The 26,997-nt window shown below is 72.2% G+C and carries 26 protein-coding genes; 14 read left to right on the top strand and 12 right to left on the bottom strand.

The window, feature by feature from the left end:
* The first annotated feature begins 13 nt into the window (after positions 1-13).
* Both ACFY9V_RS22950 and ACFY9V_RS22945 read left to right on the top strand, forming a co-directional pair.
* A complete protein-coding gene (locus ACFY9V_RS22950) occupies positions 14-2,632 on the top strand; it encodes a polysaccharide lyase family 8 super-sandwich domain-containing protein (protein WP_391162636.1) in 2,619 nt (872 codons plus the stop codon).
* A 297-nt stretch (positions 2,633-2,929) separates the two neighbouring features.
* Positions 2,930-3,748, top strand: coding sequence for a hypothetical protein (locus ACFY9V_RS22945; protein ID WP_391162935.1), 819 nt, complete (start codon positions 2,930-2,932; stop codon positions 3,746-3,748).
* Here the strand turns inward: ACFY9V_RS22945 and ACFY9V_RS22940 are convergent.
* On the bottom strand, positions 3,711-4,841 hold the full coding sequence (locus tag ACFY9V_RS22940; RefSeq protein WP_391162635.1) for a sodium-dependent transporter: 1,131 nt from the start codon (positions 4,839-4,841) through the stop codon (positions 3,711-3,713). The genes ACFY9V_RS22945 and ACFY9V_RS22940 overlap by 38 nt on opposite strands.
* 109 nt (positions 4,842-4,950) lie before the next feature.
* Positions 4,951-5,796 (bottom strand): hypothetical protein, encoded by an 846-nt coding sequence (locus tag ACFY9V_RS22935; RefSeq protein ID WP_391162633.1) that lies wholly within the window; start codon positions 5,794-5,796, stop codon positions 4,951-4,953.
* Positions 5,797-5,898: 102 nt separating this feature from the next.
* Here ACFY9V_RS22935 and ACFY9V_RS22930 point away from each other — a divergent pair, with 102 nt between their 5' ends.
* Both ACFY9V_RS22930 and ACFY9V_RS22925 read left to right on the top strand, forming a co-directional pair.
* Positions 5,899-6,567 (top strand): winged helix-turn-helix domain-containing protein, encoded by a 669-nt coding sequence (locus tag ACFY9V_RS22930; RefSeq protein ID WP_391124879.1) that lies wholly within the window; start codon positions 5,899-5,901, stop codon positions 6,565-6,567.
* 14 nt (positions 6,568-6,581) lie between these two features.
* Entirely contained in the window at positions 6,582-8,006 is a 1,425-nt protein-coding gene (locus ACFY9V_RS22925; RefSeq protein WP_391162632.1) for an ATP-binding protein, read from the top strand.
* A 71-nt stretch (positions 8,007-8,077) separates the two neighbouring features.
* Here ACFY9V_RS22925 and ACFY9V_RS22920 read toward each other — a convergent pair whose 3' ends face one another.
* On the bottom strand, positions 8,078-8,521 hold the full coding sequence (locus ACFY9V_RS22920) for a BlaI/MecI/CopY family transcriptional regulator (RefSeq protein WP_355334889.1): 444 nt from the start codon (positions 8,519-8,521) through the stop codon (positions 8,078-8,080).
* A 33-nt stretch (positions 8,522-8,554) separates the two neighbouring features.
* Positions 8,555-9,331: a polysaccharide deacetylase family protein gene (locus ACFY9V_RS22915; protein WP_355335760.1), complete on the bottom strand. Its 777-nt coding sequence runs from the start codon at positions 9,329-9,331 to the stop codon at positions 8,555-8,557.
* A gap of 507 nt (positions 9,332-9,838) precedes the next feature.
* On the opposite strand from ACFY9V_RS22915, the gene ACFY9V_RS22910 reads away from it, so the two are divergent.
* The 7 genes from ACFY9V_RS22910 (at position 9,839) to ACFY9V_RS22880 (ending at position 17,667) form a co-directional block, all read left to right on the top strand.
* Positions 9,839-13,420 carry a choice-of-anchor D domain-containing protein gene (locus ACFY9V_RS22910; RefSeq protein ID WP_391047743.1) on the top strand — a complete coding sequence of 1,194 codons (3,582 nt, stop codon included), beginning with the start codon at positions 9,839-9,841 and terminating at the stop codon, positions 13,418-13,420.
* Positions 13,421-13,772: 352 nt separating this feature from the next.
* Positions 13,773-14,195 (top strand): hypothetical protein, encoded by a 423-nt coding sequence (locus ACFY9V_RS22905; protein WP_391162934.1) that lies wholly within the window; start codon positions 13,773-13,775, stop codon positions 14,193-14,195.
* Complete coding sequence (locus tag ACFY9V_RS22900; protein ID WP_391162630.1) at positions 14,192-14,998, top strand: transcriptional regulator; 807 nt, start codon at positions 14,192-14,194, stop codon at positions 14,996-14,998. Before ACFY9V_RS22905 ends, ACFY9V_RS22900 begins: the two co-directional genes overlap by 4 nt.
* Positions 14,999-15,101: 103 nt before the next feature.
* Positions 15,102-15,503, top strand: a complete 402-nt coding sequence (locus ACFY9V_RS22895; protein ID WP_391047738.1) for a roadblock/LC7 domain-containing protein — start codon at positions 15,102-15,104, stop codon at positions 15,501-15,503.
* A 161-nt stretch (positions 15,504-15,664) separates the two neighbouring features.
* On the top strand, positions 15,665-16,039 hold the full coding sequence (locus ACFY9V_RS22890) for a hypothetical protein (protein WP_355334877.1): 375 nt from the start codon (positions 15,665-15,667) through the stop codon (positions 16,037-16,039).
* 253 nt (positions 16,040-16,292) lie between these two features.
* A complete protein-coding gene (locus ACFY9V_RS22885) occupies positions 16,293-16,739 on the top strand; it encodes an ATP-binding protein (protein WP_391162628.1) in 447 nt (148 codons plus the stop codon).
* 157 nt (positions 16,740-16,896) lie between these two features.
* The gene (locus ACFY9V_RS22880) at positions 16,897-17,667 is read left to right on the top strand and encodes a beta-glucanase (protein WP_391162626.1); all 771 of its coding nucleotides are present in this window, start codon (positions 16,897-16,899) and stop codon (positions 17,665-17,667) included.
* Positions 17,668-17,682: 15 nt separating this feature from the next.
* Here the strand turns inward: ACFY9V_RS22880 and ACFY9V_RS22875 are convergent, their stop codons facing one another.
* Positions 17,683-18,018 (bottom strand): STAS domain-containing protein, encoded by a 336-nt coding sequence (locus ACFY9V_RS22875; RefSeq protein ID WP_355334871.1) that lies wholly within the window; start codon positions 18,016-18,018, stop codon positions 17,683-17,685.
* A 167-nt stretch (positions 18,019-18,185) separates the two neighbouring features.
* Positions 18,186-18,902, bottom strand: a complete 717-nt coding sequence (locus ACFY9V_RS22870; protein ID WP_391047731.1) for an SDR family oxidoreductase — start codon at positions 18,900-18,902, stop codon at positions 18,186-18,188.
* A 127-nt stretch (positions 18,903-19,029) separates the two neighbouring features.
* Between ACFY9V_RS22870 and ACFY9V_RS22865 the strand changes: the two genes are divergently transcribed.
* Positions 19,030-19,641 (top strand): TetR family transcriptional regulator, encoded by a 612-nt coding sequence (locus ACFY9V_RS22865; RefSeq protein WP_391162624.1) that lies wholly within the window; start codon positions 19,030-19,032, stop codon positions 19,639-19,641.
* Positions 19,642-19,681: 40 nt separating this feature from the next.
* Here the strand turns inward: ACFY9V_RS22865 and ACFY9V_RS22860 are convergent, their stop codons facing one another.
* From ACFY9V_RS22860 to ACFY9V_RS22845, 4 genes are all read right to left on the bottom strand, one after another.
* Positions 19,682-20,518 (bottom strand): carbohydrate ABC transporter permease, encoded by an 837-nt coding sequence (locus ACFY9V_RS22860; protein WP_355334863.1) that lies wholly within the window; start codon positions 20,516-20,518, stop codon positions 19,682-19,684.
* A 1-nt stretch (position 20,519) separates the two neighbouring features.
* A complete protein-coding gene (locus ACFY9V_RS22855) occupies positions 20,520-21,413 on the bottom strand; it encodes a sugar ABC transporter permease (protein WP_355334860.1) in 894 nt (297 codons plus the stop codon).
* The gene (locus tag ACFY9V_RS22850) at positions 21,410-22,669 is read right to left on the bottom strand and encodes an extracellular solute-binding protein (RefSeq protein ID WP_391162622.1); all 1,260 of its coding nucleotides are present in this window, start codon (positions 22,667-22,669) and stop codon (positions 21,410-21,412) included. Before ACFY9V_RS22850 ends, ACFY9V_RS22855 begins: the two co-directional genes overlap by 4 nt.
* 251 nt (positions 22,670-22,920) lie before the next feature.
* Positions 22,921-23,301 (bottom strand): MerR family transcriptional regulator, encoded by a 381-nt coding sequence (locus ACFY9V_RS22845; protein WP_355334854.1) that lies wholly within the window; start codon positions 23,299-23,301, stop codon positions 22,921-22,923.
* 189 nt (positions 23,302-23,490) lie between these two features.
* On the opposite strand from ACFY9V_RS22845, the gene ACFY9V_RS22840 reads away from it, so the two are divergent.
* A complete protein-coding gene (locus ACFY9V_RS22840) occupies positions 23,491-24,429 on the top strand; it encodes an alpha/beta hydrolase family protein (protein ID WP_391162618.1) in 939 nt (312 codons plus the stop codon).
* Between the two features lie 143 nt (positions 24,430-24,572).
* Here ACFY9V_RS22840 and ACFY9V_RS22835 read toward each other — a convergent pair whose 3' ends face one another.
* Positions 24,573-25,166, bottom strand: coding sequence for a TetR family transcriptional regulator (locus ACFY9V_RS22835; RefSeq protein WP_391162616.1), 594 nt, complete (start codon positions 25,164-25,166; stop codon positions 24,573-24,575).
* Between the two features lie 122 nt (positions 25,167-25,288).
* Here ACFY9V_RS22835 and ACFY9V_RS22830 point away from each other — a divergent pair, with 122 nt between their 5' ends.
* On the top strand, positions 25,289-26,317 hold the full coding sequence (locus ACFY9V_RS22830; protein ID WP_391162933.1) for a zinc-binding dehydrogenase: 1,029 nt from the start codon (positions 25,289-25,291) through the stop codon (positions 26,315-26,317).
* Here ACFY9V_RS22830 and ACFY9V_RS22825 read toward each other — a convergent pair.
* Positions 26,301-26,975: a Type 1 glutamine amidotransferase-like domain-containing protein gene (locus ACFY9V_RS22825; protein WP_391162613.1), complete on the bottom strand. Its 675-nt coding sequence runs from the start codon at positions 26,973-26,975 to the stop codon at positions 26,301-26,303. The two genes, ACFY9V_RS22830 and ACFY9V_RS22825, sit on opposite strands and share 17 nt — an antisense overlap.
* Positions 26,976-26,997: the final 22 nt, after the last annotated feature.

The following is a 26,997-nucleotide window of genomic DNA, read 5'->3' as shown; positions in this document are numbered from 1 at the left end:
TGGAGCCGCCGCCGTGCCGATATCCCGTCGTGTCCTGCTCTCCTCGGTCCCGGCGGCGAGCCTGACGGCCCTGGTCGCACCCTTGCGCGCGCGAGCCGCGGACGGCCCGGTCCCGGCGGGCGGCGCGCACGGCGCGAGCGCGGACCAGGCGGCGCTCGTCGCCAACACGGTGGCGGTCTTCGCCGGTACCGCCGAGTCCAACGTTCGCCCCGAGGTCGCCGCGAAGCTCACCGCGATCGAGGCGACCGCCCGCGCCAGGCTGGCCGCGCTGGGCACGGCAGGAGCGCACCAGCTCTTCGGCGGCCTGACGCTCGGCACCAGCGACACCAACCTGACGACGTCGTTCCAGTACCTGTACGAGACGGCGCTCGCGACCCGCGTACCCGGCGCGCCCGGCGGTCCGGGCTCCGGACTGCGCGACGACGTGGCCGTGCAGCGGCGCGTCATCGACGGCCTGGCCTTCCTCTACGACGGCTACTACGGCGACCAGGCGAAGGGCTACTACGGCAACTGGTTCAACTGGGAGATCGGCATCTCCACCCACCTCACCAAGACGCTGCTGCTCCTCCAGGACGCCCTCGCCGCCTACCGGCCCGACCTCACCGCCGCGTTCGTGGCCGCCATGGACGCCTATCTGCGCAATGGCGAGGACGGCGACGTCGACCTCGACTCGCGCTTCCACACCGGCGCGAACCTCGCCGACATCACCACCAACCGCATCCTGCAAGGCGCGGTCCTCGGCGACGACGCCCGCACGTCCAAGGCCGTCGCCGACCAGTTGACGGTCTTCGCCACGATCGACCCGTACGGCCTGCGGCACGGCGTCACCGACGGCTTCTACGCGGACGGCTCCTTCATCCAGCACGCCTCCGTCGCCTACACCGGCTCGTACGGCACCGGGCTGCTGAGCCGCGTCGTGCAGACCGTCCGGATGCTCGACGGCACCAGCCATGTGCAGGGCGACGACCTGATCGGCGTCGTGCAGGGCTGGATCGCCGAGGGCTTCGCCCCGCTGATCTTCGAGGGGTGGATGACCGAGATCGTCAAGGGCCGCGCGATCTCCAGGACCACCACCGGGTACGCGGACGTCGCCACCGTCGTCGAGGCCGTCACCGGAATATCCGCCTACGCCTCCGCGAACGACGCGGCGGCGCTGGCCGGTTACGTCCGCTACGTACGGCAGACCTCGCGGGCCGCCCTCGACCCGGTCACCTTCGTCTCCCCGACGACCGTCGTCCGCTACGCCGACATCCTCGCCGACACCTCGGCCCCGGCGCGCGACCTCGTCCCGGCCGCGCACCACGCGGCCCTCAACTCCATGGACAGGACCGTCCACCGCCGCCCCGGCTACGCCTTCGCGCTGGCCCGCAGCTCGGCCAGGATCAGCAAGTACGAGTACATGAGCGGCGAGAATCTGCTGCCGTGGTTCCAGGGCGACGGCGCCCACTACCTCTATCTCACCGGCCAGGACCAGACCCGCGCCTACGGCATCGACTACCTCACCGCCGTGTCGCCCTACGGCCTCGCGGGCGTCACCGCCCCCGTCGAGACCCGGCGCAGCGTGCCCGAGCTGTACGGCACCGCCTGGTACGACAACCCCGACCAGGGCTTCACCGCCTCCTCCGAGTCGCAGAACACCTACGTCTACTTCCCGCGCGCCACCAACGCCCTCTCCGGCGGCGCCACCCTCGGCGCGTACGGGACGGCCGCCTTCGTGCAGTCCGACGACGCCGCCTACGCGGCAGAGCGGGCCGGGCTCCTGCCGGACGACTTCGTCGTCTACCGCAACGCGGACGCCACGAAGTCCTGGTTCATGCTCGACGACGAGATCGTCGTCCTCGCCGCCGGAGTCGGCGACGGCGCGGGCCGCGCGGTGACCACGACGCTCGACACCCGGATCGCCGACCCGGCGGACCCGGTCACCCTCACCGGGCGGCTGCGCGACGGCGCCCCGTGGTCCGGCACCGGCACCGCGCCGCTGGCCTGGCTGCGCTACGCCGACGCGGGCCAGGGCACGGCCGTGGGGTACGTCTTCCTCGACGGCTTCGAGGACCGGCGACAACCGGACCGGGGACACGGGCGGTCCGGACCGCGCACCACCGTCGCGCTGGACACCGTCGCCCGCAGCCGCCGCGTCGTCCGTACCTCCAACCCCGACACCACCGTGACCAAGCAGGTCTTCGCCGTCCGCGTCGAGCAGGCCGCCGGAGCGCGGCCGGTCTCCGTGGCGTACGCCCTGGTCCCGCACGCCACCGAGGCGCGTCTGCGGTCGTACGCCCGCGGCCCGCTGTCGGTGGTCGCCAACTCCACGGCGGCGCAGGCGATACGCCACCGCGACCTGGGCCTGCTCGCCGTCAACACCTTCACCGCGGGTTCGCACCACGCCGAGCGGCTCTCCGTCGAAGGGCCCGCGTCCGTCCTGCTGCGCGAGGACCGGCGCGGCGTGGTCTCCCTCGCCGTCGCCGACCCGACCACGCAGCGCGACCGGATCACGCTCGTCCTCCGGGGCCGTCCGCTGCGCGCGGTCACCGCCGACGACGGCGTGCGCGTCTCCCGTGTGCCCGGCGGCACCCGCGTCGAGGTGACCACCCGGCACGCGTACGGCCGCAGCTTCACGGCCACGCTGCGCTGACCGCCTGGCCCGGCCGGTCCCCGGGAACCGCGGCGACCGCCGCGGGCGCTGTGCGTCGCGGGTCCCGGTAAGGGGTCGGCAAAGGATCGGCGCGGACCGCCCGCGTGTCCGATTCGCCCGCATGCCGTTCGTCTACAGTCGTGTAGTCGTCGGCCTGTCGGGGCTCGCCGCCCTGGTCGGCGCGTGCTCGGGGCCGTGCTGTGCGGAGAGCGGAATCGGCCTGCGCGCCGGGAGAGTTGCGGTCCTGTGGAACAACCTGTGGAGCAGCGGTCCGCGCGTGCGCGGACGGTCGGAGCGGTGCCGTACGAGTCGGCGGGCGCCGGTCCCGTACGGCACCGGCGGACGGGGCGGAGCGGCCTCGCGGTCGGCGGCGCCCTGAGCAAGGTGCCGGAGGTGACCGCCTGGTTCTGGCTGACCAAAGTGCTCACCACCGGCATGGGCGAGACGACCTCGGACTTCCTGGCCCGCGCGCTCGGCCCGGTCGTCGCGGGCGGCCTCGGCCTGATCGGCCTGGTGGCGCTGCTGGTCGCCCAGTTCCGCGCGCCGCGCTACTCGCCGTGGATCTACTGGTCGGCGATCGTCATGGTCAGCGTCTTCGGCACCATGGCCGCCGACGTCGTGCACGTGGTGGCCGGGGTACCGTACGCGGTCTCCACGGTGGCCTTCTCGCTGATCCTCGCGGCCGTGCTCACCGCCTGGTACGCCAGTGAGGGGACGCTGTCCATCCACAGCGTCCGCACCCCGCGCCGCGAGGCGTTCTACTGGGCGACCGTCCTGACCACCTTCGCGCTCGGCACCGCGGCCGGCGACCTCACCGCGGGCAGCCTGCACCTGGGCTACTTCTCCTCCGGCGTCGTCTTCGCCGTCCTGATCGCCGTACCGGCGCTCGCGGGCCGCTTCCTCGGGCTCAACGCGGTGGCCGCCTTCTGGTGGGCGTACATCCTCACCCGCCCGCTCGGCGCGTCCTTCGCCGACTGGATGGGCGTACCCCTCCACCGCGGCGGCCTCGGCTGGGGCACGGGACCGGTCAGCCTGGTGCTCGCCGTCCTGATCGCCGCGCTGGTGGGCTTCCTGGCGGTCAGTCACCGCGACCTGCCCGCGAACGCGGGCGCGTAGCACCGGACGTGACGCGCGGTCGCCCGCGCCGCCGCCGGGATCCGGCGGCGGCGCGGGGGCCGAGGAAGCTGTCCACCGCCCCCGCGCCGAATTTCTGCACGATGCTGTACGCCAGCACCGGCATCAACACCTGCGGATGCGCGGGAAGATGAGTCGCCGCGAGCACCGCGCTCGCGCTGCTGTTGTTCATCCCCGAGGCCAGCGTGATCGCGACCGTGTCGGCCCGGTCACTGCGCAGACCGCGCGCCAGACCCCAGCCGACGGCCAGCGCCGCGAGGCACGCCAGGGCCGCCACACCGACCGACGCGGCGATGAACGCCACCTGCGGGTGCCGCAGTTGACCGCCCAGCGCGCCGCACGCGTTGGCGTACGTCAGCAGCAGTGACGCCAGCAGCGCGGCCAGCTTCAGACCGGGAAGCGCGCGGTCCCGCCGCTCCCGCGACGTCATCCGCTGCGCCAACAGCCCGGCCAGGCACGGCGCGACGACCCCGGCCAGCGCGAAGGCGCCGCTGCTCGCACCGGCCATCCGCCCCAGATCGTGGGCGTAGTGGCCGTGCGCGAAGACGGCGGCCATGGAGAGCGTCAGCGGGGTGGTCAACGGGCTGAGCAGCGTGGAGGCGAGCACGATGCCGACCACCAGCGCGTGGTTGCCGCCCGCCCGGCCGCCCCAGACCGTCGCGCCCCCGGCCACCGGCATGGCGCCGACGAGCGCGATCCCGGTCAGCAGCCCGCTGCCGCCGTCGGTGTCGGGCGAGAACCGCAACAGTCCCGCCAGCAAGGGCAGGACGAGCAGCGGCACGGCCGCGTTCACCGCCGTACCGGTCATCAGCGCCCCCGGGCGCCTGGCCAGCGCGGGCAGCCGCCGCACCGGCACCTGAAGGGCCGCCGTGAACAGCACGAACGCCAGTAGCGCCGAGGGCGGCGACAGCGCGGCGGCCGGTACGCCGACCCCGCGCGGCGCGCTCCACCGCAGGTGCCGTAGCCACAGACCGGCGGCGGGAGCGACCGTCGCGACGGCGTAGGCCAGGGCCATCAGCCAGGTCAGGGACCGTTGGACGCGCGCGAGGGCGCGGGGGACGAAGGGAGCACGCACGGGCTGTCGTTCCTGTCTGCTGCGATACGGCACGGGGGACCGGGGGACGCCGGTGACCGGCGCGGGCCGCGTATCAGCGCAGACAGGACGGTGGCAGCCGCGTACGTCATCAGGCGGTTTCCGCCGCCCGCCGGTCCTGCTGGGCGGGCTCGTCCAGCGGCGTGTGCGGTGCGGGCCGCTGGTCCTTGCGGGTCCGGGTCAGATAGACGACCAGCGCCAGGATCGTGGCCAGGAACAGTGCGCTGGTGCCCACCGTGCCGAGGCCGAGACCGCCGTCCGCGCGCGGCTGCGAGAGGTAGTCGCCCAGGGACGCGCCCAGCGGCCGGGTCAGGATGTACGCCAGCCAGAACGCGAGCACGGCGTTCAGCCGCAGCCGGAAGTGCGCCAGCGCGACCACCGCGATGACCGCGCCGAAGGCGAGCGCGGAGAGCCAGTAGCCGAGGTTCATCCGCTCCGCGACCAGGTCGCCCGCCGCCGTGCCCAGGGCGAAGGTGAACAGGATCGCCAGCCAGTAGAACGCCTCACGGCGCGGGGTGCGGATGCTGTGGATCGACAGCGTCCGCTCGACGGCGAACCAGAGCGCGAAGGTCGCCGCCAGGACGACCGCGAAGACCGCGGTCGTGGTGGTCAGCGCCACCCCGAGGTTGTCGGTCAGATTGTCCGTGACCAAGGTGCCCACCACGCTGATCAGCACCACCGCGAGCCAGTACACGCCCGGCACGTACCGCCGTACCCGGAACTGCGCCACCAGGGCCGCCACCAGCAGCACCGACATCACGTACGTCGTGTTCGTCAGGCCCATGTGGAGATTGGTGTTGAGATAGTCCGCCGCGGTCTCGCCGACCGTGGTGCACAAGACCTTGATCAGCCAGAAGTAGACGGTGACTTCCGGCACCTTGTTGAGCATCGTGCGCACCCCGGGCGCGGAGCCCGAGCGTTCCATGGTCGTTGTCATGCCGCGCAGGCTGGCACGCGGCGCCTGAACACAACCTGAGCGCCGCCCCGCCTCCGGCCGCCCGGCCCTTCCCCGACGTGCCCGGTCGTCAATACTGGGCCCATGACCGCCCACTGCGTCCTGATCGTCGAGGACGACCACGGACTGCGCGACGTCCTCGCCCGCGGCCTGCGCGAAGAGGACTTCGAGGTGCTCACCGCCGCCGACGGCGCGAGCGCGCTGCGTACGGTCGGCCCGCGCGTGGACGCGGTCGTCCTCGACGTCGGCCTGCCCGACTCCGACGGGCGGGACGTCTGCCAGGCCATGCGCGCCGTCGGCATCGAGGCCGCCGTGCTCTTCCTCACCGCGCACGACGCGCTGCACGACCGGCTGTCGGGCTTCTCCTCCGGCGGCGACGACTATCTCGCCAAGCCCTTCCACCTGGCCGAGCTGACCGCCCGCCTGCACGCGGCGCTCCGCCGCGGCAACCGCGTGGCGGCCCGCGAGGTCGAGGGACTGCGCCTGGACCCCGTCACGCACGCGCTGTCCGCGGACGGCGGCGCGGCCGTACCCCTGACCCCCACCGAATTCCGCATCCTGGCCTGCCTGATGGCCGCGCCCGGCGCCGCCGTACGACGGCACAGCCTGGTACGGGCGGCGTGGCCGCACGGCGCCCAGGTCAGTGACAACACCCTCGACCAGTACGTGTCGCGGCTGCGCCGCAAGCTCCGTGAGACGGGCAGCACGCGCGGCATCGACACCGTGCGCGGCATCGGATACCGGTTCGCGTGAGGCCGCCCGCCCGCGTGAGACGTCCGGGCCGGGCGGAACGCCCGAGCCGCGCCGGGCAGCAGCCGCGCGCGGGGCGGCCGCGCCGCCGGGGTCTGTCCGGCACGCTGCCCGCGACCCTGCGCGGCCGACTGGCGCTGCTCGCCCTCGTCACCACCGTGCTGTGGGTGGCGCTGCTCACCGCCGCGTTCAACGTCGCGCTGCACGAGATACTGCGCCGCCAGGCCGACGACCTGCTGCGCACCCGCGCCGCGGCCGTCGCCGCGACCGTCGACATCCGCGCCGACGGGACCATCGCCGTCCGGGAACCGGGCGACGACGGCGCGCTCGACAGCGGCATCTGGATCTACCGCGGTGCCCACGTCGTCGAACGCCCCGCCGCTCCCGAACCGCTCCAGCGCCGCGCGGACGCCCTCGCGGGCGAGGGGACCCGATTCGCCGACACCTCCACCCCGCGCTCGACCCGGCTGTACGCGATGCCGTTGAGCAGCAGGGGAGTTCAGGTCGCCACCGTCGTGGCCGCCGCGAGCCTGGAGCCGTATCTGCTCACCGCCCGTTCGGCGCTGGCCGGTTCGCTCGGCCTCGCCCTGCTGCTGGTCGGCGGCGTCTACCTCGTCACCCGCATGGTGATCGGCCGCGCCCTGCGCCCGGTCAGCACCATGAGCGACCAGGCGTCCCGCTGGAGCCGGTACGGCGCGGCGCAGCGCTTCGGCGCGCGGGAGGCCAGGCCCGCGGAACTGGCCGCGCTGGCCGCCAATCTGGACCAGCTCCTCGACCGCCAGGCGGCCGTCCTGCGGCACGAACAGCAGCTCACCGCCGAGCTCTCCCACGAACTGCGCAATCCGCTGGCCCGGATCACCGCGGAGACGGACTGGCTCACCGCCCGCCCCCGCACCGCGGACCAGTCCTGCTCCTCCCACCAGGCCATCGCCGCCGCGGCCACACAGATGGCGCAGATCTGCCGGACACTGCTCAGCGAGGCCCGGCAGCCGTCCGCGGCGGCGGCGGGCCGCTGCGCCGCCCTCGACGTCGCCCGCGCGGTCGCCGACCGCAGCCGCGCCGAACACCCCGAGGCGCCCCCGGTCACGGCGTCCGGCGAGCCGGTGGACGTCGGCGTCACCCCCGAACTCCTCGAACGCGTCCTCGCCCCGCTGCTCGACAACGCCCGCCGCTACGCCGCCCGCGCGATCGCCCTCGAATGCGTCCGACTCCCCGACGGCGCGCGGGTGTTCGTCGCCGACGACGGCCCCGGCGTCCCCGCCGAACACGCCGAGGCCGTCTTCGAGGCGGGCCGCCGCTTCGGCTCGGAGACGGACGCCCACGACGGCGCCGGGCTCGGCCTCCCCCTGGCCCGCCGCCTCGCCCGTGCGGCGGGCGGCGACATCACCCTGGTCCCCGCACCGCGCGGAGCCCGCTTCCAGGTGACACTCCCGCCGGGCTAGGGTCCGTTCCGCGGATCACGAACAGCCCCCGGCCCCTTCGGCCCTGGCACGCCCGCCCGTGCCCGGCGTCGTCAGGACCGGCGGCCGCGCGGGCGCCGCGCCGGGCGGGTGCCGGGAGCGGCGCCGGTGGCCTGCCCCGAGGCGTGATCGCGCAGCAACCTCTCCAGCAACCTCTCGTCCTCCGCGGGCAGTTCGGAGACGAAGCGGGCCAGGACGGCCGCGCGGTCGCCGCCGGCTTCCAGCAGGTCGCGCATGCCGGCCGCCGCGTGGCCCGCCTCGTCGCGCACGGGGGAGTAGAGGTAGCCGCGTCCGGCGCGCTCGCGGGTGACCAGGCCCTTGTCGTGGAGGCGGGTGAGGATCGTCAGGACGGTGGTGTAGGCGGGTTCGCCCGCGACCTGTTCGCGTACGGCGCCCGCCCCGGCCGGCTCGCCGACGGCCCACAGCGCCGCGAGGACTTCGCTCTCCAGCTCGCCCGGCGCGCGTCGCCCGGCGGCCGGGCCTTCCTGCTCGGCCACGCTTCCCGCTCCTTCGTAGGAATCCTCACGGTACTACGGCACGACCTGGCCGCCCCGGCCCCGGCCGCCCGACCAACCGGCCACCGCGAGACCCCCGTGATCGCGCAACGGGCCGACCGTCAGGCCGCGTTCCTGACAGAAGTCGAGAAGGCGGGGGAGCGCCCCGAGCGTGTTGCGCCACGACCCGGTGGCCGAGGCGCAGTCGGAGTCGTGGAGCAGGACGGTGCCGCCGCCGCGCAGGTCGCGAGTGACGGTGTCGAGGACGGTCCGCGGCGTCGCGCGCCCGCGCCAGTCCTCGCCCCAGGCGGTCCACAGCACCGGCGTGAGTCCGAGGCGGCGGCAGGCCAGATGCGTACCGGCGGTCATGACGCCGTACGGCGGCCGGTAGAGCGTCGGCGCGCCGCCGGTGAGGCCGCCGACGAGGTCGCGGGCGCGGGCCAGGTCCTCGTACGTGGTCCAGGGGCCGCGCAGCAGCGCGGGCCGGTGGGTCCAGCCGTGGATCGCGACCTCGTGGCCCGCCTCGTACATCTCCGTGACGAGGCCGGGGGAGCGGACGGCCATCGAGCCGAGCAGGAAGAAGGTGGCCCGCACGCGGCGGGTGTCGAGCAGTCGCAGGAAGTGCGGGGTGGACAGGTGGTCGGGGCCGTCGTCGAAGGTGAGCGCCACGCTGTCGGGCCGTCCGCGTCCCGACAGCCGCGGCATGAGCCGGTTGCGCAGCGGCCCGAAGGTCGACAGCGCGGGCCCGGCGTACGCGGCGGCCAGCGCGGACGCGGCCACCGCACCCGTGCGCAGGACGGTACGGGCGACGATCCGCCGGTCGGAATGAGGAGTCACGGTGATCGGCCTCCTTGCGGGTGTGGGCAGCGGGAGCCGGGCATGCCGGACCCGCGCCCCGCGGTGACCTCGGCGGACGGCCCCGGCCGGGGGCTGCCCGCGAATCTACTACACGTTGTAGAAGGTGGGCGAGGTGCCCGTCGATCGGAGGGCGCGCGGGGCGAGCGGCGGCGGTCTCCCGAATCCACGGACGGGCAACATTGGATCTTGCGAGAGAAAGTAGAGATTGAGCAAAGATAAGTTCGTATATTGCGCTGCCGTGTCCACGACATTACGGTTCCCCTTGCGCCGTCACCCCCCACCCGCCGACCGCTTCAGCGCAACGCCCCAGTCGCCATCCCCTTCACCGCCACCGCGACGGGCCGTGTCCCAGGCCCGCTCCGGCGTCGGCGGCCCAGCTCCGCGTCACCTCGCTTCCCCATGCCCTCGTACGGCTGTCCGCACGGCGCAGGTCCGGCATTCCGTGTCGAAAAGGAGCAGACGTTGTTCCAGCCCATCAGATCCCTGAGGCGCACCATCGCCGTGGGAGGCACCACCGCGCTGATCGCCGCCGCGGGCGTCATCGCCCTCGCGGCCCCACCGGCATCGGCCGCCGCAGCCACCGGCGGCAGCGGCGCGAGCCTTCCCTACGTCGAGGTGCAGGCGGAGAACTCCGCCACCAACGGCACGGCCATCGGCCCGAGTTTCGCCGCGGGACAGCTCGCCGACGAGGCGTCGTACCGCAAGGCGGTGACCCTCTCGGGCAGCGGCAAGTACGTCACCTTCACCACCCCGGTCGCCACCAACTCGATCGACTTCCGCTACAGCATCCCCGACGGTTCGGGCGGCTCGGTCTACACCGCCCCGCTGTCGTTCGCGATCAACGGCGCCGCGCAGCCCGACTTCACCCTCACCAACGCCTATAGCTGGTACTACGGCAGCTACCCGTTCACCAACACACCGGGCAGCAACCCGCACCACTTCTACGACGAGGTCCACCGGCTGCTCCCGCAGACCTATCCGGCCGGCACCACCTTCACCCTCCAGACCAGCGGCTCCAGCGCCGCCACCACCATCGACTTCGCCGACTTCGAACAGGTCGGCGCCGCCCTCCCGCAGCCGTCCGGCTCGGTCTCGGTGACCAGCCAGGGCGCCGACGCGACCGGCGCCGCCGACAGCACGGCCGCCTTCAACGCGGCGATCAACGCGGCGGGCCCCGGCGGCACGGTGTGGATCCCGCCGGGCACCTTCAAGATCCCCCGGCACATCACGGTCAACAACGTCACCGTCACCGGCGCGGGCATGTGGTACTCGACGGTGACCGGCGCGGCGCCCGGCTTCTACGGGCTCGGCGAGCCCGACAGTTGCGGAGTCGGCGGCAACCGCGGGGTGAGCAGCAACGTCCACCTCTCCAACTTCGCGATCTTCGGCCAGGTCGGTGAGCGCAACGACTGCGACCAGGTCAACGGCATCGGCGGCGCGATGAGCAACTCCACCGTCTCCAGCCTCTGGATCGACCACCTGAAGGTCGGCGCCTGGATGGACGGGCCGATGGACAAGTTGACCCTCAGCGGTCTGCGGATCCGTGACACCACCGCCGACGGCGTCAACTTCCACGGCGGAGTGACCAATTCGACCGTCACCAACAGCGAGATCCGCAACACCGGCGACGACGGCATCGCCACCTGGGCCGACGCCGCGCTCGGCGCCGACGCCAACGACACCATCTCCAACAACACCGTGGAGACCCAGATCCTGGCCAACGCCATCGCGATCTACGGCGGCCACGACAACACCGTCAGCGGCAACCTCGTACGGGACACCGGACTCGCCCAGGGCGGCGGCATCCACGTCGGCCAGCGCTTCACCTCCACCCCGGTCGGCACCACCACGATCTCCAACAACACCCTGATCAGGGCGGGCAGTCTCGACCCGAACTGGCAGTTCGGCGTCGGCGCGCTGTGGTTCGACGGCAGCCAGGGCGCCATCACCGGCCCGATCAACGTGACCAACGCGCTGATCCAGCAGAGCCCCTACGAGGCGGTGCAGTGGGTCGAGGGCACCGTCAGCGGGGTCAGCCTCAACAACGTGACCATCGCGGGCGCCGGCACCTTCGCCCTCCAGGAACAGACCGGCGGCGCCGCGAAGTTCACCAACGTCACGGCCACCGGCATCGGCGCCAGCTCACCGATCTATAGCTGCGAGGGCAACAACTTCACCGTCACCGACGGCGGCGGCAACTCCGGCATCAGCGGCACCCCGTTCTGCGGCGGATTCCCCACCCCCGTCTTCCCGCCCTACCCGGCGGAAGGCGTGACCGCCAGCCCGAGCGCGCTCAACTTCGGCTCGGTCGCCACCGGTTCGACCAGCGCCGCCCAGACCGCGACGGTCACCAACCCGACCGGCTCGGCCGCCTCCGTCTCCGCCATCACCACCAGCGGTGACTTCTCGCAGACCAACACCTGCGGCACCTCCATCCCGGCCAACGGCTCCTGCACCGTCAGCGTGAAATTCGCGCCGACGGCGACCGGCGCGCGTGCCGGGACACTGACCGTCGGCGCCGGCGGCAACACCAGCACCGTCGCCCTGTCCGGCACCGGCACCGCGCCCGGCCCGATCCTGGGCACCAACCCGGCGAGCCTGTCCTTCGGCGGCACGGTCGTCGGCGCGACGGCCGCCCCGCAGACCGTCACCGTCACCAACTCCGGCACCACCACGGCCACCGTCTCGGCCGTCGCGGCGACCGGCGACTTCACCCAGACCAACAACTGCTCGTCGCTCGCGGTCGGTTCGTCCTGCGCGGTGACCGTCACCTTCAAGCCGACGGCCGGCGGCACCCGTAACGGCACGCTGACACTGACCAGCAACGCCAACAACAGCCCGACCACGGTCGCGCTCAGCGGCGCCGGAATCGACAGCAGCACCGACATCGCCGCAGGCCGCCCGGCCACGGCGAGTTCCGCCAACGGCACCTTCGTCGCGGGCAATGTCACCGACGCGGACGCGTCCACGTACTGGGAGAGCGCCAACGGCGCCTTCCCACAGTGGGTCCAGGTCGACCTCGGGCAGAACTACGCCGTCGGCAAGGTGACCTTGCGGCTCCCGCCGTCCACGGCGTGGGCCACCCGTACCGAGACCCTGTCCGTACAGGGCTCCACGGACGGCACCTCGTTCAGCACCCTGTCGCCGTCCGCCGCGCAGACCTTCGACCCGAGCGCCAACAACAACACGGTGACCCTCACCTTCCCCGCGGCCACCGCCCGCTACGTACGGATCAACGTCACCGCCAACTCGGGCTGGAGCGCCGCCCAGTTGTCCGGCCTCCAGGTCTACCCGAGCGGCGGCACCAACCCGTCGTCCGCGACCTTGTCCGTCACTCCGACCTCGCTCACCTTCGCCTCCCAGGCGCCCGGCACCACCAGCGGCGCGCAGAGCGTGACGGTGACCAACACCGGTACGGCCGCCGCGTCGATCAGCTCGGTCACCGCCTCCGGGGACTTCTCGCAGACCAACACCTGCGGCACGTCGCTCGCGGCCAACGCCAGTTGCTCGGTCGCGGTGAAGTTCACCCCCACCGCCTCCGGCACCCGCACCGGCACCCTGACGATCAGCGGGAACGCCTCCAACAGCCCCACCACCGTGGCGCTGACCGGCACCGGCAGCGGCACGGTGAGCACCAACCTGGCGGCGGGCAAGGCCACCAGCGAGTCCAGCCACTCCGACGTCTACGGGTCCTCCAACGTCACCGACGGCAGCCAGAACAGCTACTGGGAGAGCGCCAACAACGCCTTCCCGCAGTGGGTCCAGGTCGACCTCGGCTCCGCGCAGAGCGCGAGCAAGGTCGTCCTCCAGCTCCCCGCGGGCTGGGGCGCCCGCAACCAGACGCTGTCCCTGTCGGGCAGCACCGACGGCAGCACCTTCACCACCCTCAAGTCCTCGGCCTCCTACTCCTTCGACCCCGCCTCCAACAACACGGTCACCCTCACCTTCACCGCGGCCACCGCGCGGTACTTCCGGGTGACGGTCACCGCCAACTCCGGCTGGCCCGCCGGGCAGATCTCCGAATTCCAGGTCTGGAACACCTGACCCGGACTGACCTCCTCCGACCCGACCCGACCCGACCGGACCGGACCCGACTCGACTTCCTCCGACCCGGCCCGACCCGGCCGGCGTCCCTGAGTACAACCGGCCGGCCCCTCGCGTGCGATACGCGAGGGGCCGGTGGCGCTCCGGGGACGGCGACCAAGCGCGGACGGCCGGACGGAGGGGGAGCATTTTATGCCCAGTGCGGTCATGTACCGCTGGAAATTGCCAGAAGTCCTTCGCGCGAGTGCCACCGTGCGTAACGTGACGGTCACTGCCGATCCGTCGGCGGGCCAACAGCGGCCTCACGCAGGGGAGTCGGGTGTCCGGGATAGACGAGTGCCTGCGCGAGGCCATGACGCTGCCGGGAGCCCGGGGCGCCGCTCTCGTGGAGTGGATCAGCGGGCTCTCCCTCGGACAGGTCGGAGACGCGCCGGGCGGTGACCCCGAGACGGCGGCGGCCGAGACCGCGGAATTCGCGCGCATGGCCGTGGAGCACTCGGCGTTCGAACCGGCGGAACCCCTCGGCTCACCGCGCGGCGGCACCACGGGACCCGCCGCGCCCGCCGCTGCCTCAGGACCCGCAGACACCGCCAAGGGACTGCCGGTCGAGGACGTCATCGTCGTCACCCGCACCGGCTACCACCTGCTGCGCTTCGTCGAAGCGCCCTTCGACGGCGGGGTGTTCCTGCACCTGTGGCTCGACCGCGAGCACGCCAACCTCGCCCTCGCCATGATGCGCGTACGCGACCTCGCCGAACGGCTGGTGCTGGCATGACCGGGCCGCTGTCACCGATGCTGCTGCGCCTGGCCGAGGAGGGCGCGACCGGCGCGCTGCTCCGGGACAGCGGGGCGCTCTACCTCGCGGACGGCGTCGTGGTGCACGCCGAGAGCCCGGCCACCCCCGGCATCGACGTCCTGCTGACCGCCGGCGGCCGACTTCCCGTCGAGGTGTGGCAGGAGGCGGTGGACGCCGCCGGAGCCCGCTGCCGGACCGCCCGCCACCTCCTGGAACACCGCAGGATCTCCGCCGCGGAACTGGAGATCAGCCACCTCGGCGCGCTCTACGACGCCGCCTTCTTCGTCCTCGCCGCGGGCAGCGGCCCCACGCGCTTCCGGCACGGCGTCGTCCACTGGTTCGGCCCCGTGCGCCCGGTGCGGGTGGCCGAGGTGGAGCGCGAGACCCGCCGCCGCCGCGGACTCCTCGACGCCCTGTGGCCGTATCCGCAGCTCGACACCGCCCCCGTCGTCCGCCGCAGGGCCGCGTGCCTGCCGCCCGTACCGCGTCGGCAGCGGGCCCTGCTGGACCTCGTGGACGGGGTACGCACCCCGTCCGCCATCGCCACCGTGCTCGGCAGGCCCACCTTCCACGCGCTGGTCGACGTACGGCGGCTGGCCGCCGCCGGGCACTGCGAGACCCCGCGGCGCGCGGCACCGCCACCCGGGCAGGGGCGGCCACCGGGACGGGCACAGGAAGCCGCATCCGCACCGGCCACCGCGGACCGCGCCGGGTACCTGCCGGGACCTCCCGACGTCGGCACGCTCCGCAGGGTCCTCGACGCCTTGGAGGCACGACCGTGAAGCGCACTCCCGCCCGCAGGACCGGGACCGCACAGATATGAGGCGCGTCGTGCGACAACGCGCCGACAAGAAGGTCGGAAGGAGAGAGGAGAGAAGGAATCTGATGGCGCAGGAGGCCGAGATACGCGAGGAACTGCGGCGGCTGCGGGCCCGGCTGCCGCACGCGACGGGCGCGCTCGCCGCGGGCGTCGACGGCATGGTGCTCGCCCAGGAGGCGGACACCGTGGAGGCCGAGGGAGTGGCGGCCCTCACCGCCGCGGCGCTGGGCGTCGGCCTGCGGCTGACCGACACCGCGTCCCACGGCCCCTTCCGGGAACTGCTGGTCCGCGGCGAGCAGGGATACGTCGCCATCTACGCCGCGGGCACCGCCTGCGTGCTCACCGTCCTGGCCGGACCGCAGGTCAACGTGGGCCGGCTGCACATGGAGGCCCGCCGCTCCGGCGCGCACATCGCGCACCTGGTCGACGGCGACCCCGAGCCACGGGAGGACGCCCCCACACCATGACCACCCGACCCACCCGGACCGGCGGCGCCCGCCACCGCGCGCCCACCGCCCCCGACGCGGCAACGGCATCGACCGTATCCACCCCATCGACCGTATCCGCCGCGTCCACCGCATCCACGTCAGCACCGCACATGAACCGACCGGAAGGAAGCCCAGCCATCATGGCCAACACCGAAACCGCCCTCAAGGACGCGATGACCTCGATCGACGGCGTCATAGGCGTCGCACTCGTCGACTACACCAGCGGAATGGCGCTGGGCACCCTCGGCGGGGGCAAGGAACTCGACCTCAACGTCGCGGCGGCCGGCAACACCGACGTCGTCCGTGCCAAGGCGCGCACCATGGAACTGCTCGGCCTCAAGGACGAGATCGAGGACATCCTCATCACCCTGGGCTCGCAGTACCACCTGATCCGGCTGCTCAAGGGCCGGGGCAAGAACGGCCTCTTCCTGTACCTGGCGCTGGACAAGTCGCGCGCCAACCTGGCGATGGCCCGGCACCAGTTGAAGCGGATCGAGAACGACCTGGAGCTGTGACCGGGCCGTCGCGCCCGTACGCCGTCGGCCGTGCCCACCGGGCCGCCTGGAGACGGCCGTCCCGCCGGGCGGCCGTCTCCGCGCGACATCCGTTCACGGCCCGCTCACCACCTGCCCGTTCCCCGAGCGCGCCGCCCGTCCGAGGCCCGCGTCCGGCCCGGAAGGAGAAGCCGAAAAAAGGATGGGTGTGAAGCGACTGGGGTGGGGCAGAAGCCCTGACGGTTGTGCCGGACAACCGGACAGGGGCAAGAACATGCGTTCCAGCGCGATGGCCGTGAACGGCCCGCATCAGCAGGCCGGGCAGGACATCTGGGCGGGAGCCGCGTACGACGGCGAGACCGGATCGATCGCGGCGGCCCGCGCCCTCACCGCCGACTTCCTGGCCGGTGTGACGGGCGGGCGCGCCCAGCCGATCCCCGCGGTCGTCGTCGCCGACGCGCAACTCGTGGTGAGTGAGCTGGTGACCAACGCGTGCAAATTCGCGCCGGGTCCCTGCGCGCTGAACCTGGAGATCCAGGGCACGGATCTGGTGATCACCGTGTGGGACACCGACTCGTCGATGCCGCTCGCGCGCGCGGCGGAGCCCGGCAGGATCGGCCAGCACGGCCTGGAGATCATCCTCGCGGTCTGCGAGGGCTTCGACGTCCGGCGCGAGCCGGTGGGCAAGCGGATCAAGGTGCGCGTCGCCCTCGGAGCGTGAGCGCCTGACCCGGTCAGGGGGCGTGGGCTGACGCGTTACGCGCCGCCCGCGCTTCCGCACGCTCCTTTTCTCGAGCCGCGCGGTGATCTTCACTGGGTACGGAGCGAGCTGCCCGCCTGAACTCTCGGCCGGATCTCGCCGAGCCACCAGGAGCACCGTGACCACCGGCCAGGACGCGGCTCAGCCGCCCCCTCAGCAACCGACCCCTCATGACCCGCCGCAGGCCCCGCCGCACGGTCCGCCGCCGCCCCGGCGCCCCCGGCGCGTGGTCTTCGACGCGCCCTTCACCGATCGCACGGCCTGGGCGGCGGGCCGCACCTCCGCCTATCCGGAGAGCGGCCGCAATCCCGGCGACAACAAACTCGACCAGATCGGCCCCGCCTACGCCCCCACCGCCGGGGGTGTCTTCCGCGCCCGGCGGGCGCCGGGCGGCGTCTGGCACACCGACCTGGTGTCGACCGAGTACGCCCCCGGCGGCTTCGAGCTGCTGCCGGGCGACGAACTCACCGCCACCTGCGTGGTGCACGCCCCGCAGGGCGCCTGGCCCGCGATCTGGACCTGGGGCCGCGACAGCGACGCGGGCCGCCCCCAGCCGGGCCACGGCGAGATCGACCTCTTCGAGTACCACCCCACCAACCCGCGGCTGCTCGAACTGTCCAACCACGTACGCCCCGGCGGGTTCGAGGCGGCCGACGTGATCGCGCCGGGCCGCCCCTTCGCACTCCGGGTCCGCTTCGACGCCGACGACGTCTGCTGGTCCATCGACGACGAGGTCGTCTTCCGCGACGGCCACGGCGTCGGCCCCGCCTGGCGCGCCTGGCCGGTGGTGAACATCAGCGTGTCCGCGGGCGCGTACGGGCACACCCCGCCCGACGCGCGCACCAGCCTGCTGCACTGGGAGTGCGCCGGACTCACCGTCACCCGCTGATCCGGACCCGGTGGCTCACGCCGTCGCCCGCAGTGCCTCCTCCGCCGTCGAGTACACCTTGAGGACGCGGTCCACGCCGACGATACGGAGCAGCCGCGCCAACTGCGGCGGCACGGCGGCGACTCGCAGGTCACCGTGCTGGTGGATGCTCAGCAGCAGATTGAGGAAGCTGGAATCGGCGAAGGTGATCCCGCTGGCGTCGAGCACCAGCACCCGGCCGGCCTCGGCCGCCTCGGTCAGCTCCTGCCGCAACGGCCCCAGCGTGTCCGCGTCGAGGTCGCCGTGCGGGGTGACAATGCGCGGGAGGTCGCCGACGACCGGATCCCTATGCGCGTCGTGGTGTGTCGACATATGACAAGTATGTCCAGCGTCACGGGGGAGAGGAAAGAGCGGATCAGGGCGAACCCGAGTGCGCCCCCGTCGACGCGCGCCGGTGGAGCCCGATCCCAGGTCAGAAACTGATCGCAAGCGGTCGGAACCAGTCGCAAACCGATGGGCCCGCGGCGGCGGACCGTCCGCTAGGCGGAGCGGGCGTGGATCCCCATGCCGCCGGAGACGATCAGATTGTCGCCCGTGATGTAACCGGCGGCGTCGGAGGCGAGGAAGGCGACCGCCTCGGCGACATCGGCGGGGGCTCCGACGCGGCCGAGGGGAACGTCCTCGCCCCACGCGGCGACCGTCTCCCGGCCGATGCCCAGCTTGCCGTACGCGGGAGTGTCGATCAGGCCGGGGCTCACCGCGTTGACCCGGATGCGGCGCGGGGCCAGTTCGATGGCGAGCGAGCGCATCAGAGGCAGCAGCGCTCCCTTGGCGGCGGTCATGGCCGCGCCGAGCCCCTCGCCCGCGCCGATGGTGAACACCACGGACGCGCCCTCGTTCAGCAGCGGGAGCGCCTTCCGCAGGGTGAAGAAGTTCCCCTTGACGTTGATGTCGAACAGGGCGTCGAAGGCGGCCTCGTCGGTGGACTCGATCGGTCCGGGCCGGGAGATGCCCGCGTTGAGATGGAGCAGGTCGAGGGAGCCCAGGTGCCCGCGCGCCCGCTCCACCGCCTGGTCGATGTCGGTGAGCGAACCGGCGTCGGCCCGGATGGCGACCACGTCGTGCGGCAGGCCGGAGCTGTCGACGCTGCCGAGGCCGGTGACCATGACGCGGTAGCCGCGCGCGTGGAGCAGTTCCGCGGTGGCCTTGCCGATCCCGCTGGTGCCGCCGGTGACGAGTGCTGTCTTCGCTGCCACGGTCGCTCTCCTTGTCGACGCGTGGGGCGCGTGGACGGCCCCACTGATTGTCACCGTACGCCCGTGTGGCAGTGACTGCCAAATATCGTGTGAATGCCACGATGGCAGGCCGCGCTAAGGTGATGTCATGACGCAGGGAACAACGGGCGACGGGCCGGCCGCGCCCACACTGTGGGACCGGACGCGGCAGCTCGCGGCCCGGGAGATCCTCGACACCGCCCTGCGGCTGTTCACACGGCAGGGGTACGACGAGACGACCATCGCGCAGATCGCCCGCGAGGCCGGTGTCTCGCAGCGCACCCTCTTCCGCTACTTCGGCACCAAGGAAGACCTCGTCGGCGGCAGCCAGGAGCAATTCGTCACCCTGCTGACGGAGACCGTCCGCGAGCAGCCCGCCGACGCCGACGCCTGGCAGACCCTGCGCGCCGCCCTCAAGGCCGCGCTCTCCGTCCACACCGGTCCCGAACAGGCCCTGGAGCGCTTCCGCCTGATCCACCGCACCGACTCGCTGCGCGCCGCCTACCTCGGAAAGCGCGTGCGCTGCCAGGAGGAACTGCTCCCGCTCCTCGAAGCCAGGCTGGCAGCCTCGGGCGCCGACCGAGTACAGGCTCGCGCCGTCCTCGCCACGGCCTTCGGCTGCTTCGACGCCGCCACCGCGACCTGGATCGAGGGTGACGGCGAGGGCGACATCCTCGACCTCTACGACCGCGGCCTGGCCGCGGTCCGCGACGTCCGCTGACCGGCTCGCGGGCGTACCGCCGCGACTCCCCGGCGGGGGCTCAGTCGTCGATGCCGGAGCGTTCGATGCCCGCCACGATGTGCCGCTGGAGGAGCAGGAAGACCAGCAGCAGGGGCAGGATCGACACCGCCGCCGCGACGAACAGCTCGTGGATGTTGACCACTTGGGCGGTGGTGAAGGTGGACAGCGCCACCTGCACCGTCCAGGACGACGTGTCCTGGCCGATGACCAGAGGCCACAGGAAGGCGTTCCAGGCGCCGATGAAGACGATCGTGGACACGGCCGCGAAGACCGGCCGGGAGTTGGGCACCACGATCCGCCAGTAGGTGCGCCAGTAGCCGAGTCCGTCGACCTTCGCCGCGTCCTCCAACTCACCGGGAAAGCCCAGGAAGTACTGCCGGAAGATGAAGCAGGCGAACGCCGAGAAGATCGTCGGGATGATCAGGCCGCGCAGCGTGGAGATCCAGCCGAGCGAGGACACCAGTACGAAGCTCGGCACGAAGGTGACCGCGGCGGGCACCATCAGCGTGCCGAGGATCGCGTAGAACACCTGGTTGGACCAGCGGTACGGGATACGGGCCAGTCCGTATCCCGCCAGCGACGCCAGCACCACCGTGCCCACCGTCGTGGTGACCGCGATCATGGCCGAGTTCAGCAGCGACCGGGCCATCGGCACCGCCGGGTCGTCGAACAGCTCGCGGATGTTGGACCACTGGAGGTGGGTGGGGAAGAACGTCCAGTCCGGCGAGGTGATGTCCTGCTCGGCCGACAGGCCGTTGCGCACCAGCAGGTAGAACGGGATCAGGAACAGCAGCGCGAGTACCACGAGCAGCACCAGGCGCACCGCCCGCCCGAATCTGAGCAGGGCCTGCTCCATGTCAGTCCTCCCTCCTGCCGAGCCCGAACCAGCGGGCCTGGACGACGGTGACCACCGCGATGATCAGCGCGAGGACGACGGCGCCCGCGCTGCCCACGCCCAGGTTCTGCCCCCGCCCGAGCGCGGTGGTGTACAGGTACACCAACGGCGGCCGGGCGTACGGCGGATAGCCGCGGGAGTCGCTGAGCAGGTTGTAGAACTCGTCGAACGCCTGGAAGGCGTTGATCACCAGCAGCAGCGCCACCGCCACCGAGGTGGCCCGCAACTGGGGCAACGTGATGTGGCGGAAGACCTGCCAGCCGGGCCGCGCTCCGTCCACCGCCGCCGCCTCGTACAACTGCGCGGGGATGCGCTGGAGTCCGGCGAGGAAGAGGATCATGTAGAACCCGGCCTGCAACCACAGCCGTACGGTCACGATCACCAGCCAGTACCACGGCGGGTGGGTGGTGGACAGCCACGCCGTCTGGTCGGCGCCGAACCAGCCCAGGACGGTGTTCGCCAGGCCGAACCGCACACCGTTGAAGATCGACAGCTTCCAGATCAGCGCCGCCACCACATAGGAGCAGGCGGCCGGCAGGAAGAACACCGAACGGAAGAACGCCTGCGCGTACCGGAGCCGGTTCACCATCAGCGCCAGGGCGAGCGAGAGCGCGTAGGTGGCGGGCACGATGAACAGCGCGAACACCCCGAAGGTGCGCAGGCTGTCGGTGAACGCCTGGTCGCCGAGGACGTCCGCGTAGTTGCCCAGGCCCACGAAGCGGTGCGGGGACACCGTGTTGTGCGCGTCGAAGAAGCTCAGATAGACGCTCCACAACAGCGGCACGTACGTGAACAGCGCGAGCCCGGCGGCGAATGGTCCGACGAAGACCCAGAACCACAGAGTGCGGTGTCTCACGACTTCTTCCGGACCCGCTGCAATTCGGAACTGGTCTTGCGCACCACCGACTTGAGCTCCGTGTCGGGGTTCGCGCCGTCCTTGATGATGCGGCTCAGCGCGTCCTGGTACGCGGTCTGGCTGGCCGGTGTCCACAACAGCGGCTGCGAGAAGCCGTGGTCGGTGGCGTACGAGACGGCGTCGGCCGCCGCGCCCTCCCGCAGCTTGGCCGCCTTCTTCGCCAGCGAGATCCGGGCCGGGATGTGGAAGCCGTAGGAGAGCGCGAAGTCCTCCTGGTACTCGGTCCTGTCGATCCACAGCCACTTGATGTACGCCTTGGCCTCGGCTTGGTGCTTGCTGCGGGAGTTGACGGCCGAGCTGTACGCGCCGACCGGCACCGTGGGCTTGCCCGCCGCGCCGTCCTTCGGGAACGGCAGCACCCCGAAGTCGTCCCCCAGGGCCTTCTTGACCGCGGGCAGCGCCCAGAGTCCGGACCACTGGAGCGCGGTGAGCCCCTGGATGAACGCCGAGGGGTCGGACCAGTCGGTCGGCGCGCCCAACAGCAGCGACTTGTCGGCGTAGAGCCGGTGGAACTTGGCCAGGGTGCGGGCGGCGGCCGGGTCGTCGAAGCCGACGGTGCCCTCCGGGGTCACCAGGCTGAGCCCGGCGGCGTAGAGCGGTGTACCGCCGAGCACCCCGGCGCCGCCGTCGTTGCCCAGGAACAGCCCCTTGACCTTCTTGGTGGTCAACTTCGCCGCCGCGTCGACCAGTTCGTCAAGCGTGGTCGGCGGCGCGATGTTCGCGGCAGTGAGCAGGCTCTTGCGGTAGTACAGAAGCTGCATGTCAATGACCTGCGGGACACCCCAGATCCTGTCCCCGTACGTCGTCACCACGGCCGGGTTGAAGTCGGCCTTCACCGGGCCGACCAGGTCGGTGACGTCGACCACTTGACCGCCCTGGATCTGGTCCAGCGTCGGGCCGCCCTCGAAGACGTCCGGTCCCGACGAGGTGAGCAGCGCCGCGGCGGTCTGCTGGTCGTAGTCGCCGGGCCGCCACTGCACCTTGACGTTCGCCGCGGTGTACGCGTCGGCGTACCGGCGCACCGCCTGCTCCGTACCCGCCTCGCCGTACTGGTGGTACCACTGCTGCAAGGTGACCTTGCCGCCCTTGCCACCCCCGTCGTCCCGGCCGCTGTTCGACCCGCAGGCGGCGGCCAGCGCACCGGTCAGGGCCAGGCTGCCTCCGGTACCGAGCAGTTGTCTGCGGCTGAACGTCACTGCGTATCCCCCTAGTCAGAGTGGGTCCCGGCGATCTTCGCGCCGGACCATGCACCAACCATGCAGGGGAATTACGACAGCGACATTGCGCGAACGTGGCGGCACCCTGGGTGGCGGGGCGGGCACTCTGCGCGGTCGTCCGCGTGGCGCGTGGGTGCCCCCGTCGCACCCTGGAATCGCACCAGGCCGCTTGTCAGTCGGCGGGCGATGGGGGGGATGAAGAGTGCCACCGCGGGACCGGCGCGACACCGTTAGCCGGACGTGTCCTGTCGGCAGGACGCGCCGGTGCGCAGGTTCACGGAGGCGCCGGCGATGACCGAGTCGAGCCGGTCGCGGGTGTGTGTCAGATCCGCGATGTGCCGGTCGATCTGATCACGCTCGACCGTGAGGCGATCCAGAAGCTCGGGCGTGGCCCGGCCGTCGATGACGCAGGGCGTGAGCGCGGCGATGGTCTTACTGGACAGACCGGCCGCGTACAGCTCCCGGATCAGATTGATCCGGTCGACCGCGGCCTCCGCGTAGTGGCGCTGGCCGCTGTCGCTGCGCTCGGAGACCAGCAGATCCTGCTCCTCGTAATACCGCAGCGCCCTGGTGCTGACGCCCGTGCGACGAGCCAGTTCCCCGATGCGCATGTGCCACTCCACGTCCCTGCGATCCGCGTCACAGCCACTTGCCTTTGACGTCAACGTCAGGTTTTAGCGTAACCAATGCGCCCTTCTCCCGGAGTTTTCTCCCGGAGGGCCCCGCTTCCCGAGCCACCGCACGCCCGCCCGCACGCACCTCCGCACCTCCGCACGCCCGCACCTCCGAAAGAGACCCGCATGACCACGTATTCGGCGACCGGCCTCACCGGCCCCGCGCCCACCCCGACCGTCTCGGTCAAGCCGCTCGTCCTGCCCGCCCCGCACCGAGGCGCGGACCTGCGGGTACGGATCTCCGCCCCGGTCACCGGCACCCGCCTGCCGATCGTGCTGTTCGCGCACGGCTTCGGGTCCGACCTGGACGGCTACGGGCCGCTGGTCGACCACTGGGCCGCGCACGGCTTCGTGACCGTCCAGGCCACCCATCTGGACTCCAAGCGCTTCGGCCTCGCCGGGGACGACCCCCGTACGCCCGACCTGTGGCGCTACCGCGTCCAGGACATGAAGCGCGTCCTGGACGAACTCGGAACGCTGGAGGCGTCGGTGCCGGGCCTGGCGGGCCGGACCGACCACGGCCGTGTCGTCGCGGCGGGACACTCCTTCGGCGGTCAGACCGCGGGCATCCTGGTGGGGCTGCGTGTCAAGGACCCGCGGACCGGCCTCGCCGAAGACCTGTCCGACCCGCGGGTCATGGCCAGCGTCCAGCTCGCCACCGCGGGCAAGGGCGGCGCGGAACTCACCCCCTTCGCCCACGAGCACCTTCCCTGGCTCCGTGACCAGGACTTCTCCCACATCACCGCCCCCGGACTCGTCGTCGCGGGCGACCAGGACGACCTCCCCCTCTCGACCCGGGGTCCGGCGTGGACCACCGACCCCTACACGCTCAGCCGAGGCGACAAGAGCCTGCTCACCGTCCGCGGCGGCGAGCACTTCCTCGGCGGCATCTCCGGCTACCGGTCGGCCGAGACCACCGACGAGGACCCCGGCCGCGTCGCTCTCGTCCAGCAGGTCACCCTCGCCTACCTGCGCCACATCACCGGCGACGACCACACCGACTGGGAGACGGCCCGCTCCGTCCTCGCCGCCGCCCACCCCCTGGGACACCTGGAGTCCAAGTGACCCGTACGGCGCCGGGCCGCCTCCGACGATCGCGGCGACGCCGCTGATCCGCTGACGGCCCGCTCCTGTGCGGCGGCATCGCCGAGCCCGCGTGGACGGTGACACGTGCGGACCAGCCCGTCGCGGACCCCGGCGCGACGGCCTCAGTTGAGGACCGGGGGGCGCGGCTGCCGGCCGGTGTCGGCGCTGTCCGCGCTCGTGAGGATCGCGCTCGCGATCACGTCGAAGAGGTGGTCGGCGCGGGGGACGAGGGAGGGCTGGTCGCCGAGCCAGGCGAGCATGGCGACGAGGGCGAACAGGTCGGCGCCGTCGATGTCGTCGCGTGCCACGCCCGCGGCCTGGGCGCGGGTGAGGAGCCGCGCTCCGGCCGCGCGCAGGGTGACGCACGAGGCGTGGAGCGCGGATTCGGTGTCCTCGATGGCGGCGGCCATCAGGACGGTCACACCCCGGTACTCGGTCGTCCAGGCGACGCAGTCGCGCAGCCACGAGACGAGGGCGTCCTCGGGTGACCCCTGTGTCTCCAAGTCGGCCGCCCGCGCCGTCAGTTCGCGGAAGCTCGTGTGGAGCAGGGCTTCGAGCAGGGCCTCCCGGGTGGGGAAGTGCCGGAGCAGTGTCGCCAGGCCCATGCCTGACCTGCGGGCGATGTCGCGCAGCGAGACGTCGACACCGTGCTCGGCGATGACGGCACCCGCGACGTCGAGCAGGTGGTCGCGGTTCTTCCTGGCGTCGGCGCGCATGGGTCCCTCTTGACTATCCGGATCAGTGGTCCATATATTCGGATCAGTGGTTCGGATAGGTGGACCACTGATCCGTTCAGCGTATCCCCCGGTGGGGGCAGGAGGCGACGATGCCGACGACGATGCCGTCAGACACGATGCGGGCGATCCGGCTGCACGAGCACGGCGGCCCCGAGGTGCTGCGTGAGGACCGGGTGCCGATCCCCGAGCCGGGACCGGGCGAGGTGCTCGTCCGCGTCCACGCGGTGGGCGTCAATCCTCCGGACTGGTACCTGCGCGGCGGGCTGACCTCGGTGCCGGGGGAGCCCGAGTCGACCGTCAGGCTGCCCGCCGTTCCGGGAACGGACGTGTCGGGTGTCGTCGAAGCCGTCGCCCCGGACGTGGACGACCTCGCCGTGGGCGACGAGGTCTTCGGTCTTCTGCGCTTCCCCGGCTTCCACGGCAGCGCATACGCCGAGTACGTGGCCGCGCCCGCGTCGGACCTCGCGCGCAAGCCGTCCGGCATCGACCACGTGCACGCCGCCGGGGCGCCCATGGCCGGGCTCACGGCGTGGCAGTTCCTCATCGAGGCAGGACACGACCACCCCTCGCCCTTCCAGGCGGCGCGGCACCGCCCGACGGCGCTCGACGCCGACAGCAAGGTGCTCGTCAACGGCGCCGCGGGCGGCGTGGGGCACTTCGCCGTGCAGTTGGCGAAGTGGAAGGGCGCGCATGTCACCGCCGTGGCGTCCGGCGCGCACGAGGCGTTCCTGCGCGATCTCGGCGCCGACCGGTTCATCGACTACACCAAGAGCCGTCCCGAGGAGCTGGTGCACGACGTCGACCTCGTACTCGACGCCGTCGGCGGCCCCGACAGCAGGCGGTTCCTGCGCACCCTCAAGCGCGGGGGCGCCCAATTCCCCGTGCTTCCCGGGGACTTCGACGCCGAGGAGACCGCGACGCTGGGCGTCACCGTCTCGACCGCCCAGGTCCGCTCGAACGGCGCGCAACTCGCCGAACTGGGACGCCTGCTCGACGCGGGCACGGTACGCGTCGCCGTCGACAGCACCTTCCCGCTCGCCCGCGCGCGGGCGGCGCACGAACGGGCCGCCCGCGGACACCTCCAGGGCAAGATCGTGCTCACGGTCGAGCAGGTCACGACGCCGCGTTGAACAGCTTCCAGTTCCCCTCGGAGACGATCTCGACGCCGTCGTCGGTCACCTTGATGGCGGTCTGGTTGTCGATGGCGTACGCCGGGGCCTTGATCGAGGCGGCCCACCGCTCCGCCTCGGCCATGGTGTTCTCGGGGCAGCCCGGACTGTCGAGGTGCGGGAAAAGGGAGAAGTCGACGACTCCCAGGGCGCGGTCGTCACCGGTGGGCGGCTGCCAGGCGACGAAGTGCTCCCCGACGCGGGGAGTCAGCACCATGCTCCCGGCGCTGAGCCCCACATAGACCGTGTCGTGCAGCGAAGGGAACAGGTCGGCCAGGCCGGACTCCCGCATCCAGTGGCACAGGTACAGCGCGTCGCCGCCGTTCACCAGCAGGACGTCCGTCTCCCGGACCCAGGAGACCCACCGCTCCTTGTCGATGCCGGGCAGCGCCGTGAGCTCCAGTACGCCGACCGACTTCCAGCCCAGCCCGGTCATCGGGTGAAGGGACTGTCCGCTGATGAAACGCCACGGCCCGCCCGGATCGCCGTACGGGCCCCCGTACCCGGCGGTGGGAATGCACAGGGCGTTGGCCTCGGCGATCGGTTTGCCCAGGAGATCGAGGAGCGCCGCCAGAATGCTGGCGTTCTTGACACCGGAGTCGGTAAGGAGAAGCTTCATGACGCCCCCGCACTGATCGCTC

The sequence above is a fragment of the Streptomyces sp. NPDC008317 genome (assembly GCF_042955955.1).
Taxonomy (GTDB): Bacteria; Actinomycetota; Actinomycetes; order Streptomycetales; family Streptomycetaceae; genus Actinacidiphila.
The sequence above is the reverse complement of the archived record's forward strand: the minus strand, read 5'-3'. Positions and strand labels throughout refer to the sequence as shown.

Bases quoted from the DNA above. Each gene is read 5' to 3' on its own strand.
- ACFY9V_RS22935 (WP_391162633.1), bottom strand. From the start codon at position 5,796: ATGACAACGACCATGGAACGCTCGGGCTCCGCGCCCGGGGTGCGCACG.
- ACFY9V_RS22930 (WP_391124879.1), top strand. From the start codon at position 5,899: ATGACCGCCCACTGCGTCCTGATCGTCGAGGACGACCACGGACTGCGC.
- ACFY9V_RS22905 (WP_391162934.1), top strand. From the start codon at position 13,773: ATGACGCTGCCGGGAGCCCGGGGCGCCGCTCTCGTGGAGTGGATCAGC.
- ACFY9V_RS22900 (WP_391162630.1), top strand. From the start codon at position 14,192: ATGACCGGGCCGCTGTCACCGATGCTGCTGCGCCTGGCCGAGGAGGGC.
- ACFY9V_RS22895 (WP_391047738.1), top strand. From the start codon at position 15,102: ATGGCGCAGGAGGCCGAGATACGCGAGGAACTGCGGCGGCTGCGGGCC.
- ACFY9V_RS22890 (WP_355334877.1), top strand. From the start codon at position 15,665: ATGGCCAACACCGAAACCGCCCTCAAGGACGCGATGACCTCGATCGAC.
- ACFY9V_RS22885 (WP_391162628.1), top strand. From the start codon at position 16,293: ATGCGTTCCAGCGCGATGGCCGTGAACGGCCCGCATCAGCAGGCCGGG.
- ACFY9V_RS22875 (WP_355334871.1), bottom strand. From the start codon at position 18,018: ATGTCGACACACCACGACGCGCATAGGGATCCGGTCGTCGGCGACCTC.
- ACFY9V_RS22865 (WP_391162624.1), top strand. From the start codon at position 19,030: ATGACGCAGGGAACAACGGGCGACGGGCCGGCCGCGCCCACACTGTGG.
- ACFY9V_RS22860 (WP_355334863.1), bottom strand. From the start codon at position 20,518: ATGGAGCAGGCCCTGCTCAGATTCGGGCGGGCGGTGCGCCTGGTGCTG.
- ACFY9V_RS22845 (WP_355334854.1), bottom strand. From the start codon at position 23,301: ATGCGCATCGGGGAACTGGCTCGTCGCACGGGCGTCAGCACCAGGGCG.
- ACFY9V_RS22840 (WP_391162618.1), top strand. From the start codon at position 23,491: ATGACCACGTATTCGGCGACCGGCCTCACCGGCCCCGCGCCCACCCCG.
- ACFY9V_RS22835 (WP_391162616.1), bottom strand. From the start codon at position 25,166: ATGCGCGCCGACGCCAGGAAGAACCGCGACCACCTGCTCGACGTCGCG.
- ACFY9V_RS22830 (WP_391162933.1), top strand. From the start codon at position 25,289: ATGCCGTCAGACACGATGCGGGCGATCCGGCTGCACGAGCACGGCGGC.
- ACFY9V_RS22825 (WP_391162613.1), bottom strand. From the start codon at position 26,975: ATGAAGCTTCTCCTTACCGACTCCGGTGTCAAGAACGCCAGCATTCTG.